Origin of the sequence: Actinobacillus succinogenes 130Z (assembly GCF_000017245.1) — a bacterium.
Taxonomy (GTDB): Bacteria; Pseudomonadota; Gammaproteobacteria; order Enterobacterales; family Pasteurellaceae; genus Exercitatus; species Exercitatus succinogenes.
The window spans coordinates 1,883,257-1,895,507 of record NC_009655.1 but is presented as its reverse complement, the minus strand read 5'-3'; the positions used below and the strand labels follow the sequence as shown (position 1 = coordinate 1,895,507).

Genomic DNA, 12,251 nt, shown 5'->3' with positions numbered 1-12,251 from the left:
AATTCAATCACATTAAAGGAAAAATAAAATGTTAGACAAAATCATCGGTTCGGTATTAAGCAATGTATTGGGCGGTTCCGCTAACAGCACAAGCCGCGGTTCCGTCATTACCGACGTGCTGGGTTCGTTATTGAAAAACCAGGGCGGTATGGAAGGCGTTTTCAATCAGTTACAAAAAGGCGGTTTGGAAGATTTACTGAATTCATGGATTGGTACCGGACAGAACAAACCGATGAATGCCAATCAGGTGAACGATGTATTCGGCGACGAAACTATTTCTAACGTAGCGCAACAAGCGGGAGTGGAAAAAACGCAGGCGCAGGATATTTTATCTCAAGCGTTGCCGCAGATTATCGATATGCTAACACCGAACGGACGTGAAGGCGGCGTGCGACCGGAAGTGATCGGTCAGCGTGCTCAACAGGCTCAGCAACAAGGCGGTTTAGGTTTGGATGATTTGTTAGGCGGGTTATTGGGCGGTCAACAAGCGCAGGCGCAACAGGGCGGTTTGGACGACTTTTTAGGGCAAATTTTAAACCGGCAACCGACCCGTACCAGCCAGACTTCCGCACCGAGCAGTAATAACGAATTGGCGCGGGATATCGGTTCCGTATTAAACAGCTTCTTTAAATAAGATTGTTTGTTATGCGATAAAAAGGCGACGATTTTGTCGTCTTTTTATTTGCCGATTTCCGCTAAAATTATGCTAAAATCGACCGCACTTTTATTCGTCAGTTTTAAATCGTATGTTTGATTCCAAAGCGTTTCTGAAAAACGTGCCTCATGATCCCGGTGTTTACCGCATGTTCGATAAAACCGATACGGTAATCTATGTGGGGAAAGCGAAAGATTTGAAAAAACGCCTGTCCAGTTATTTTCGTCCGAATTTAAGCAGCAAAAAAACGGAAGCGTTGGTGGCGTCCATTACCCGCATCGAAACTACCATCACCACATCGGAAACGGAAGCGTTATTACTCGAACACAACTACATCAAAACGTTTCAACCGCGTTATAACGTGCTGTTACGCGACGACAAGTCTTACCCTTATATTTTGCTGACGAAAGAACGTCATCCGCGGATTGCCGCTTATCGCGGGGCCAAGAAAATTCAGGGTGAATATTTCGGGCCTTATCCGCACGCAGGCGCGGTGCGGGAAACGCTGTCGTTGCTGCAAAAACTTTTTCCTATTCGGCAATGTGAAAATTCGGTTTATAAAAACCGTTCGCGTCCTTGTTTACAGTATCAAATCGGGCGTTGTTGCGCACCTTGTGTGGCGGGTTATGTGACAGATGAAGAATATCAGGCACAGGTGGAATATGCCCGTTTGTTTTTGCAGGGTAAGGATCAACAGGTATTGGATCATCTGATCGCAAAAATGGAAACCGCCAGTCGAGCACTGGATTTCGAAAATGCCGCCCGTTTTCGCGATCAGATTCAGGCGGTTCGCGCGGTGATTGAAAAACAATTCGTGTCTAATGATCGTCTGGACGATATGGATATTATTTCCATCGCTTACCGACACGGTGTTGCCTGCGTGCAGGTGTTATTTATCCGCCAGGGTAAAGTGTTGGGCAATCGCAGTTATTTTCCTAAAGTACCGGCAAATACGGATTTATCCGAATTAACGGCAACTTTTGTGGGACAGTTCTATTTGCAGGCGCATCAAGGACGTACGGTGCCGAACAGCATTGTGGTGGATCACAAACTGGAAGCGAAGGAAGAAATCGAACAACTACTTTCCGAACAGGCGGGACGCAAAGTTAGTATTCAGGATAACGCCAAAGGCAGTAAGAGCAAATATTTGTCGCTGGCGCAAATGAATGCGAAAGCGGCACTGACCTTGAAGCTCAAGGAAAGCACGCTGATCAGCGAACGTTATCGAGCATTGCGGGAATTGCTTGATATGGACAAAATAAACCGCATGGAATGTTTTGATATCAGTCACACTATGGGCGAACAGACCATCGCTTCCTGCGTAGTGTTTAACGATGCGGGTCCGTTCAAATCCGAATACCGTCGATTCAATATCGAAGGCATTACCGGCGGCGATGATTACGCGGCGATGGAACAGGCGTTGAAGAAGCGTTACGATCGGGACTTAACGCCGGAAAAAATTCCCGATATTATCTTTATTGACGGCGGTAAAGGTCAGCTGAACCGCGCGTTGAAAGCGTTCGGCGAACTGAACGTAAAATGGGATAAAAACCGACCGCACTTGATCGGCATTGCGAAAGGCGTAGATCGCCGGGCCGGGCAGGAAACTTTGATTTTAAGCAAAACGGGGCGGGAAGTAAATTTAGATCCGGATAATCTGGCGTTGCATTTGATTCAGCATATTCGCGACGAAAGCCATAATCATGCCATTTCCGGACACCGTAAAAAACGTCAGAAAGCTTTCACGCAAAGCGGTTTGGAAACCATTGAAGGCGTCGGACCGAAACGTCGTCAGGCGCTGTTAAAATATCTTGGCGGTATGCAGGGGGTGAAAAATGCGACGCTGGAGGAAATCGCCTCCGTACCCGGCATTTCAAGAGCGTTAGCCGAGATTATTTTCGAAACCTTGAAACATTAGGAACGGGTGATGAAAGGTAATCGGAGCCTGAAAACCGCAGAAAAACGTGCGCCCAAACGTGAAGTAAGGCGAGCAAAAGTAAGCTACTGTTGTTTTTTAAACCTATACGCGCCGTATAGAGTTCTTTAATTTCGGCTGCTTTGCCGCCCACAATAAAGCCTCGGCGGGGTTCAGGTTAATTAACCTGGTACAGTTTGAGGCAGAATATAAAACTTAAGGATGATTTTATGTCGGAATTTGTTATTGAAAGCCACCCGTTTCCGCCTCTTTTGCCGTCACAGGCAACGGTCATGATGATGGGAACCTTTCCGCCGCCGGCGGATAAACGCAGTATGGCGTTTCATTATCCGAATTTCCAAAACGATATGTGGCGCATTTACGGTACGATTTTCTTTGAGGATAAAGATTATTTCGTGGTAAAAAATGAAAAACGGTTTGATGCCGACAAAATCAAGGCTTTTCTTACGGAACGGGGAATCGCTTCTTGTCCTACCGTGCTGAAAGCCATTCGTGAACGGCGCAATGCGTCGGATAAATTTCTGGACGTTGTAGAACCGGTTCCGCTGGCGGATGTTTTACGTCAAGTTCCGCAATGCAAATGGATTTTCACCACCGGCGGCAAAGCGACGGAAGTGTTGTGCAGTCTGTCGCCGCAGAAACTGAAAGAACCGAAAACCAACGAAGTGATTGACTTTCTCTTTGCGGGAAGGGAGTTGAAACTTTACCGCGCACCGTCCACTTCAAGAGCTTATCCGTTGAGTTTTGACAAAAAAGTGGCATCGTATCGTACCTTTTTTCAACTAGCCGGCATTTTATAGGAGTCACCATGTTAGACAGCACTTTATTAGGTTTAACGCATGCACAGCAGCAACAGGCCGTAGAAGAAATTCAAAAACTGATGTCGAAAGGCATTCCCGCCGGTCAGGCCATTAAGCTTGTGGCGGAAGAATTGCGTAAACAACATGAGGAAAAGGGAAAAGGGGTTGATGAATTTTAAACATGATAATTATTTCAGGGACTGCTTATCTTTCAAAAAAGTCAGTTAGATTTTTCTCAGAATTTATATTCTCTTTTATCAATACCGTATTTTCGCATACGTAAATAAAGTTTTTTACGCGGAATGTCCAAATAATTTGCTACCTCATTAATTCTGCCTTGGAAGAAAATTAAGGCATCTTCAATCACTTGTTTTTCATATCGACCGATTTGCTCATTGAGCGGATTCATGTCGTCTGTTTTTAACTTAACGGTGGGCGGCGTGGTTGCGTGCGGTTTAGATAGAAGTCCAATAGCATAAAGCTCGGCAACACTGATGAGTTCCGTTACGTTGCCTATCCATTGCTGATGACAGAGATGTTGCAGGAGCTTCTTCGGGGGTTCTAATACCGATTTATGTAGTTGTATACAACTTTTATGCACATAATGCAGGAAAATATCGACAATATCTGCCGGGTGCTTGTGTAGCGGTAATAATTCGATTTGAGTATGAATAAACAGTGAATAGAGCTCAGCACTTAAATGATATTGCTGAATAAGAGTCACTAGAGGGAAATCGCTAATAGCAATAAAGCGAATATTGTTCGCTTCACTATGCAATGCAGCGGTCAGCTGATTCTGTTCAGTACCAGAAAGCCAATGTAAATGTTTGATGATCAAGGTACTATTTTTGCTCTGTTCGATTAAATTAATTATCGGATGTTGGCTATGTTCCGTACATTCATAGAATACCAAAGAATGAGGATTACGTTGGCTTAGGTGGTGTAGATTGACAGCGGATAAAAAACGACCTGTGCCGTTTTCACCCCACAAAAAGACAGGTAAATGGCTATCCGCCAATGCTTGTAATTGTAAGCGGTGAGTGTTTATCCAATCGCTGTGTCCGATAAATTGTTGATTGAGCTTTTCTCGCTGCCATTGACGTTGATCAATATATTGACGGCGTTTGTTAAGGCTGTTTTCTACTTGTTGTAATAAATTCTCAGGTGACACTGGTTTTTCTAAAAAATCAGTCGCACCCTTTTTTACTGCATTTACCGCCATAGGCACATCACCGTGACCTGTAATCATAATAACGGGAATTAATGCATCCGATTGCATAATTTCATCTAAAACCGTCAAACCTGAAATTCGGGGCAGCATAACATCACAGAGAACAACGCCCTTCCAATCCGTCGGTATTTGTTGGACGATGGTTTGAGGATTAGCGATCGCCAACACCCGATAGCCTTCTTGTTCTAATAAATCTTGATATGCGGTTAAAATATCCGGGTCGTCATCAATTAATAAGACATTGTATTTTTCATCAAACATGGTGTGCTACCTTAAAAATCAATATAACTAATGCGTTTCGTTGCAAAGTTGAGGCAATCCGCAACTCTCCACCGCATTGTTGCATAATGGAACGACTAATAGATAAGCCTAGTCCTAAATTCAGCGATTTGCTGGAAGAAAACGGCTGCAGTAATTTATCGCTCAATGGCCAACCTCTGCCATTGTCGATTATCCATAAACAAATTTCTTGTGAATTCTGCCACTGAATTTCAACTTTGATCTGCGGCGGATCTTGTTCAATCGCCTCTAACGCATTCAGGAAAATATTGACGAACACTTGCTCGATAAGTACGTTCTCTCCCCAAATATGCGGTAGGTTTTGAGGTAAATCCAGTCGTACTTTTCGGTGTTTATGTTTACTTTCTAATAATTCCCAGGCATTTGCAAAACTTTCGTTTAAATTGACCGCTTGTAACTTTCCGTTTCCTTGTTTGGAAAATTGACGCAAGCGTTTAATAATCACTGCTGTTTTTTCGGTCAAGCGGTTGATTTTGTCCAAATAATCGTAAGTCGCTTCATAATTTTGTTTTTGCAACGCCCGTTTAGCACTGAAAATATAGGCATTCATCGCATTTAACGGTTGGGTAATTTCGTGACTGATAGAAGTCAGCGTTTTACCGACCACCGCGAGTTTCGCAGCTTGCGTTAATTCCTGTTGGAGTTGCATCAGTTCATCTTGCACTTTGATTCGGTATTCAATTTCATCCATCAATACTTGGTTTCGTTTACTTAATTCCAATTGTTTATGTTGCATTTCAAATAAGAATAAACGGAGTAAACGTGCAATTTTTCCTAATTCATCATTGCCGTATACTGCAATTTTTACATTTTCTTCTCCTTGGGTTAACTGAGCGACTGCTTGATTAAGGCGATCGAAGCGTTTTAACATACGTAGACGGATGTAAAAATAATTGACGGCAATGACTAATAAAAAAGCGAATAACATTACCGCTAAGATAATAATACCGTTAAACCGAGTGCTTTTGGCAACGATATTATGTAATAAATCCAGCTGGTTTTTGCTGTTTCCCACCTGCTCGCGAACTGTTTGTCGAAAGTGTTGGAATAATTGGTTACTTTGTTGGATCAATTGTTGTTTTTCTTGCTGTAATGTCTTGTGGCGACTGAATAATTCGGGCAACTGCATTTTATTTAGTCCGAGTGCGAGCAGTTCATTTAAAATTTGTTTGATGGTTTCTCCGGCCGCGTGGAGTTGCAGCGGTTCAAAACGTTGTTGGATTAATAAACTCAAATAATCAAGTTGGTTACGGAAGAGCTCTTCTTGGTGATTATCCGGATCGCTGATTTGCTTACTTAATTCGTGAATCAATAGTTCTTCATATTGCATAAAATCATTGACCAAAACCAGTTGTTGCTGCAATTGGTGAAGTTGGATTAACTGGCGTTCATTTGAGGATTGATGCGTAATATTTTTTGCGAGAGTGGATTGTTGCCAAGCAATTTCTTGCAAAAGTGCGGTAAATTCTTGCTTAAAATCGTTATTTAGCCAGTTGATTTTAGCTAAACTATGACTGAACGATTCGTTTAAAGTTAGTTGTGCCGAAATCGTTGTCGAAAGCCGCTCCAATAAATTTTCCTGTTGAGTTAAAATCAGTAGTAAATTTTTATTTAAATTTTCTTTTAATACGGTAAGCAAAGTGCGAAGTGCTGCCAAATGCTTCCGGGTATGTTGATAAAACTCGACTTTTTCCGTTGTCGTTTTGGAATTCGAAAATTGTATAAACGCATTGTGTAATAAATTAGCCTGTTCTTCTGCTTGAAAGGCGGATTGGACTTGGGGAAAATTCTCACTTAACGCAATATTGATTTCGGCACGTTGCTGTTGCCAGGTGAGTAGCCCCAACCCACCTACAAATAAGCAAAGTAACGCACTAAGCCAAAAAGAAAGCTGTAACCCACGGCTGATATTTAAGCTGTTAATCCATTTTCTCATTGTAATTTTTCCAAGGCACTAATAAATGCTAATTGTTGTGAGATAAAAAATGCCTGCCAATCCAGTAATCGTTGTTTTTGATTAAATGTTGTCAAATATTGCTCATCTTCGGCTTGTTCGGCTGAAACTGGGAGTTGATTAAGAATGTCGCGTAGTTCAGGCAGTATCTTGCCCAATGCGGTTTCTTTTTGCCTTAACAGTTGCCAGTTTTCCTGTAATTGATTTAAACGATAAGTAATTTGTTGTTCAAACAGTAATTTAACTAAATGATCCCGTTTTAACATAAGTTGATAATCGATTTGCGGTTGTTTGAACAGTTTTTGCTGAATGTCATAATTTGCAGATTCGGGCGATAATGGCGTAATAGGGATTTTGCCCATTTTGCTGTGATTTAATGCTGTTTGTCCTTGTTGACTGAGTAAAAAACGGATAAAAGCCATTGCCTGCGAATGATTAGAGCTTGTTTTGTTTAACGCAATAAAAGTCGGAGAAAGGGTGAAATGTTCAAAATAGCGAAAAATAAGGGGAGATTGAGAATCTCTTTTAGCAGTAAATAAGTTTGCATAGTTGTCAATAGTAATGCCCACTCCACCAAGCCCTGCCTGGACTTTATCTACCACTCCGAAACTACGGGAGGAAATTGTACCGACATTCGCCATAATTTGATTCAATAATGCCCAGCCTTGGTCCCAGCCGAATTGTTGCAAAATAGTTTCCAGCATAATATGGTTGGTATCGGAACGGGTCGGGCTGCTGATAATGACTAATCCTTGTAATTCGCTCCGAGTTAAATCCTGCCAAGAACGAGGTATCTGAATAGACTGCTTATCCAACACTTCGGTATTGAGCAGCATACCGTAGCCGGATAAAGAAAAAGCAAGCACTTTATTTTGTAGCATAGGCGGAACAAATTGCTGGTGGAATGTTAATTCCGGCGGCAATTCCGCCAAGCCGTCTTTTTGTTGCAGATTGTCAAACAGCATTGGTGACGAACTTAAAATCAGATCCACTTCTTTTGCCCGTTCAGTGGAAAAAAGTTGTTGAATGGAATCGCTGGTACGGTTTAAGGTTGTCACAGCAGCGGAATTCGGCTGCTTATGCCATTCATCAATTAAATGCTGTACTCCTTCTCTGGCGAGTGTAGTCGCAATCACCAGTTCCGAACTGTGGGCGGTCGAAATGCACAAGGTAAGAATCAATAAAAAACAGGTTAGATTTTGTCGTATTTTTTGCCGGCTAAACATAGATTTTCCCTTCAATGATTTTCACTAATCTTACTGAAATTCCAAAGGAAATATAATGGATATTCTGTGATCTTGTTCACAAAATAAAAATTTTTCTTTATGGGAAAAATTTTTATTTTTGTGTCATTTTTTACACAAATTTTCGTAAAACAGACCGCACTTTTTTTAATCGGTCAAAATGGGTTAATTTTGACACGATTTGAGATACGAAATGTGTCATTTCTGACTGACTTTTTAAACCGGTAAGAATCTTTTTTTTCATGGACTTTTGCATTATGGTGATGAGGATTTCATTGCTTTGAATGAAAATAAACAGTATCGATCGTTCTATTTCCGAATAAATGAGGGCTTAATTATGAACAAGAAAATTTCTTCACTTATTATGGCGTTAGGTTTGGGGGTAACCGTTGCCGGTTTTGCCTCGGCAAATGAAAAATTAATCGTTTATACCTCAATGAAAGAATCTCTTATCGGGGCATTAAAAACTAAATTTACCGAAAAACATCCTGAAGTGGAAATGGATTACCAATCTGCCGGCGCAGGTAAATTAATGGCAAAAATTGCTGCAGAGAAAGAATCGGGTCAGATTATGGCTGATATTATCTGGACCAGTGAGGTTCCCGACTTCTTTAGAATGAAAGAGACGGGTATGTTAGAACCTTATGTATCTAAAGAAGTGGATAATATTGTGAATCCGATTCCGGATTTTGACGGTTCTTTCACGCCTATCCGCTTAGGCACATTAGGCATTGCCTATAATACCCGATTTGTGAAAAATCCTCCGAGCGAATGGCAATGGTCGGATATTTTAGCTAAAGAATATAAAGGAGCATTCGGTATTGCCAATCCGGCGTTATCCGGCACTTCTTATATGAGTGTGGCATTATTGAAATCAACTTTCGGTTGGGAATTCTTTGAAAAAATTAAAGAAAATAAGGGTAAAGTGGGTAAAGGTTCCGGACAAGTGGTGGATGATACGGCTTCCGGTGATTTGTTGGCATCACTCGCGGTGGATTACATTACCAACGACAAGATCAAAAAAGGGGCGCAGCTAAAACTGGTTTATCCGAAAGAAATGTTGGTGATCCCAAGTCCGGCGGCAATTTTTAAAGGTACGAAAAACCTCAGTGCCGCCCAAAAATTTGTTGATTTCCTGCTTTCTGAGGACGCACAAAAAATTGTTTCGAACGAGGGGACTTTACCGGTAAGAAAAGGTGTTGCGGTGATGGACGGAATGCCGACAGTGGAAGATGCGATTCAGCGCGCAATTCCGATTGATTACAATGCAATTTTAAGTGAAAAAGAAGAAACAGTGAAAAAATTCACACAGATTCTGCAAAACCGTAATTAAATTACGGAGGTTCTATTATGGCAACCATTATATTTGAGAACATTAGTAAAACCTTTGGCTCAAATGAAGTGTTGGAAAATCTTTCACTTGTCGTTAATAACGGCGAGTGTTTTACACTTCTAGGTCCCTCAGGTTGTGGAAAAACTGTTTTGCTGCGTTTACTCGCAGGTTTTGAAGTCCCTGATTCCGGGCGGATTTTAATTGACGACGAAGTAGTAGCGGATCCGGCGGCAGGTATTGATGTTCAACCGGATCAACGCGGGCTGGGCGTGGTTTTTCAAGATTATGCGGTATGGCCGCATATGACCGTATTTGATAACATCGCCTACCCGCTCAAGCTAAAAGAACTGGATAAAGAAACTATTCACCAACAGGTAATGGAAGTGGTGGATTTAGTGAATTTGACCGGATTAGAAAAACGCCTGCCGTCCCAACTTTCCGGTGGTCAGCAACAGCGGGTTGCACTGGCTAGAGCTTTGGTGGCAAAACCCTCCTTAATGTTATTAGATGAACCTCTAAATAATCTTGATGCTAATTTGCGTGAGGAAATGCGTTTTGAGATTAAAGAGTTACAGAAAAAATTAGGTATTACAATTTTGTATGTCACTCACGATCAGGAAATCGCCCTCGCTATTTCCGATCGCCTTGCTATTATGGATAAGGACGGTTCAATTCAACAAATCGGTACTCCTTGGGAAATTTACGAAAAATCGGAAAATGAAATGGTATTCAAATTTATGGGTTTGGCTAATTTTATTCCGGTACGTTTCGAACAAGGACAGCATTTTGTCGGTGATGGTCCTCAAGCCATCAGATGGGGCGAATTACCGTCGCAAAATGGTAAATTCGGCTGTCGTCCGTCGGATATTATTCTGACAAAAGCCGGTGACGGGCTACAAGGAACGATTGTTCGTGCCAGTTTTTTAGGAGCGGTAATGGATTATATGATTGAAATTGACAATGTGAATTTACGTACCGAAATTTCAACCAATTATGCTTTACAAAATGAGCTAATGTTTAAGGAAGGGGAAAACTGTGTGGTGAATTTCCATGATTTATTGTGGTTCCCTGAAACGGAACAAAGGGGGTAATTATGTCTGCAGTGATTGAGAAAAAAAGCCCGTTTAATGTAGCTAACGCCATTTTAGCTTTATCTATCGGGATTTTGGTCATTGTCGTAGCGGTGCCAGTATTGCTGATTTTTATCAATTCGTTCTGGGTGGACGGTCAGTTTAATCTGACGGATGTGATAAAAATTCTGAAGCAGCAAGAAACCTATGAAGCCTTGTTGAATTCTTTGTTTATCGCTTCAGGCGTAACCGTGATGAGTACGATCATCGGAACATTTTTTGCATGGTTGGTTACTCGTACGGACTTGCCCTACAAAGGCTTTATGAAAGTAATGTTTTTAGTGCCTTTTATGCTACCGTCCTTTATCGGTGCATTAGCGTGGAAAATGTTACTTTCACCGCGAGCCGGTTATATTAATCGTTTCTTTATGGATAATTTCGGCTTGGAAGATCCGCTTTTCAACATTTACAGCTACGCTGGTATTATGGCGGTGGAAACAATGTATTTGTTCCCGTTTGTTTTTATCCAAGTATGCGGTGCATTGGAACGAATGGATCCGACCTTAGAGGAATCTGCCCGAATTTCAGGTGCTAGCCTGTTTACTATCACCCGGAAAATTACGATTCCGCTAGTTATGCCGAGTATTGTATCCGGTGCATTGTTAATTATGCTTTATTCCATGGCACACTTTGGCACAGTGGCGGTACTGGGGGTAGAAAACGGTATTTTCAATATCCCGACCTTAATTTACGAGCGTATTCACCAAAGTGCGGGTAGTTTTGAAGCAATTCGTACCGGTACGGTATTGGCAACGGTATTAGTGGCGACAGCCGCACTGATCATTTGGGTGCAAAATCGCATTTTAAGCAAAGGCCGTTTCCAAATTATTGCCGGTAAAAGTTTCCGTCCTGTTGAGGTGAAGTTGCGCGGTTTGCGTATGCCGTTATTAGCTATTTGCTTGCTTTATATTGCCTTTACTATTGTCTTGCCGACAGTAACTATTTTCCTTGTAGGCGGGTTAAAAACTTACGGTTTACCGATTACGTGGGAAAATCTCACTTTGGAAAATTATAAATTTATCCTATTTGATTGGCAGCTCACCAAAGATGCAATCCGTAATAGTGTGACTTTAGGCCTAGCCGCTGCGGTAATCACAATGTTTGCCGGCGTGATGATCTCTTATGTAATTGTAAAAATGCGTGTTAAAGGCAAAGGTATTCTGGAATTTTTGGGAATGTTACCATTCTCCGTACCCGGTTCGGTTATCGCACTTGGTGTGATTTTAGCGTGGAGTGGTAAATTCGGTATCAATTTGTATAACACCGTCTGGATTATTCTGATTGCCTATATAGCCCGTTATATGGCGTTCTCGCTCAAAGCCAACTCTGCAGCATTAGAGCAAGTACACGATTCTTTAGTAGAAGCATCTCGTGCCTGTGGCGCAAGCATGTGGCAATCCCTAAAAGATATTGTCATCCCGCTGGTCAGACCGGGAATGATCGCCGCATTTTTCTTAATCTTCTTGCCGGCTTTACGCGAATTGACCGTTTCAGTAATGCTTTATGGACCGTCAACACGGACTATCGGGGTAGCAATTTATACCTTGAATGAGGATGGCGAAACCGTATATTCAGCGGCTCTTGCAGGTATTGCGTTGATTATTATCGTATTCGGTCAAACTGTGATCAAACGTTATGCAGAGAAGAAAACGCAAAAATAGCCAAAAG

The 12,251-nt window shown here is 41.8% G+C and carries 10 protein-coding genes; 7 read left to right on the top strand and 3 right to left on the bottom strand.

Going from position 1 to position 12,251, the window contains the following annotated elements; all coding sequences use genetic code 11:
- The first annotated feature begins 28 nt into the window (after positions 1-28).
- From ASUC_RS08920 to ASUC_RS11185, 4 genes are all read left to right on the top strand, one after another.
- Positions 29-634 (top strand): YidB family protein, encoded by a 606-nt coding sequence (locus ASUC_RS08920; RefSeq protein WP_012073454.1) that lies wholly within the window; start codon positions 29-31, stop codon positions 632-634.
- 112 nt (positions 635-746) lie between these two features.
- Positions 747-2,573 carry an excinuclease ABC subunit UvrC gene (gene uvrC / locus ASUC_RS08915; RefSeq protein ID WP_012073453.1) on the top strand — a complete coding sequence of 609 codons (1,827 nt, stop codon included), beginning with the start codon at positions 747-749 and terminating at the stop codon, positions 2,571-2,573.
- A 227-nt stretch (positions 2,574-2,800) separates the two neighbouring features.
- Complete coding sequence (locus ASUC_RS08910; protein ID WP_012073452.1) at positions 2,801-3,391, top strand: DNA glycosylase; 591 nt, start codon at positions 2,801-2,803, stop codon at positions 3,389-3,391.
- 8 nt (positions 3,392-3,399) lie between these two features.
- A complete protein-coding gene (locus ASUC_RS11185; RefSeq protein WP_012073451.1) occupies positions 3,400-3,570 on the top strand; it encodes a YoaH family protein in 171 nt (56 codons plus the stop codon).
- A 56-nt stretch (positions 3,571-3,626) separates the two neighbouring features.
- Here the strand turns inward: ASUC_RS11185 and ASUC_RS08905 are convergent, their stop codons facing one another.
- Genes ASUC_RS08905 through ASUC_RS08895 form a run of 3 tightly spaced genes read right to left on the bottom strand, consistent with a single transcriptional unit; the run spans position 3,627 to position 8,102 of the window.
- On the bottom strand, positions 3,627-4,883 hold the full coding sequence (locus ASUC_RS08905; RefSeq protein WP_012073450.1) for a sigma-54-dependent transcriptional regulator: 1,257 nt from the start codon (positions 4,881-4,883) through the stop codon (positions 3,627-3,629).
- On the bottom strand, positions 4,876-6,858 hold the full coding sequence (locus ASUC_RS08900; RefSeq protein ID WP_012073449.1) for an ATP-binding protein: 1,983 nt from the start codon (positions 6,856-6,858) through the stop codon (positions 4,876-4,878). Before ASUC_RS08900 ends, ASUC_RS08905 begins: the two co-directional genes overlap by 8 nt.
- Positions 6,855-8,102 carry an ABC transporter substrate-binding protein gene (locus ASUC_RS08895; protein WP_012073448.1) on the bottom strand — a complete coding sequence of 416 codons (1,248 nt, stop codon included), beginning with the start codon at positions 8,100-8,102 and terminating at the stop codon, positions 6,855-6,857. Before ASUC_RS08895 ends, ASUC_RS08900 begins: the two co-directional genes overlap by 4 nt.
- Positions 8,103-8,457: 355 nt before the next feature.
- Here ASUC_RS08895 and ASUC_RS08890 point away from each other — a divergent pair, with 355 nt between their 5' ends.
- From ASUC_RS08890 to ASUC_RS08880, 3 genes are read left to right on the top strand one after another with little or no spacing between them, the layout of a single operon-like run.
- A complete protein-coding gene (locus ASUC_RS08890) occupies positions 8,458-9,453 on the top strand; it encodes an ABC transporter substrate-binding protein (RefSeq protein ID WP_012073447.1) in 996 nt (331 codons plus the stop codon).
- A 17-nt stretch (positions 9,454-9,470) separates the two neighbouring features.
- On the top strand, positions 9,471-10,544 hold the full coding sequence (locus ASUC_RS08885) for an ABC transporter ATP-binding protein (RefSeq protein WP_012073446.1): 1,074 nt from the start codon (positions 9,471-9,473) through the stop codon (positions 10,542-10,544).
- A gap of 2 nt (positions 10,545-10,546) precedes the next feature.
- A complete protein-coding gene (locus ASUC_RS08880) occupies positions 10,547-12,244 on the top strand; it encodes an ABC transporter permease (protein WP_012073445.1) in 1,698 nt (565 codons plus the stop codon).
- Positions 12,245-12,251: the final 7 nt, after the last annotated feature.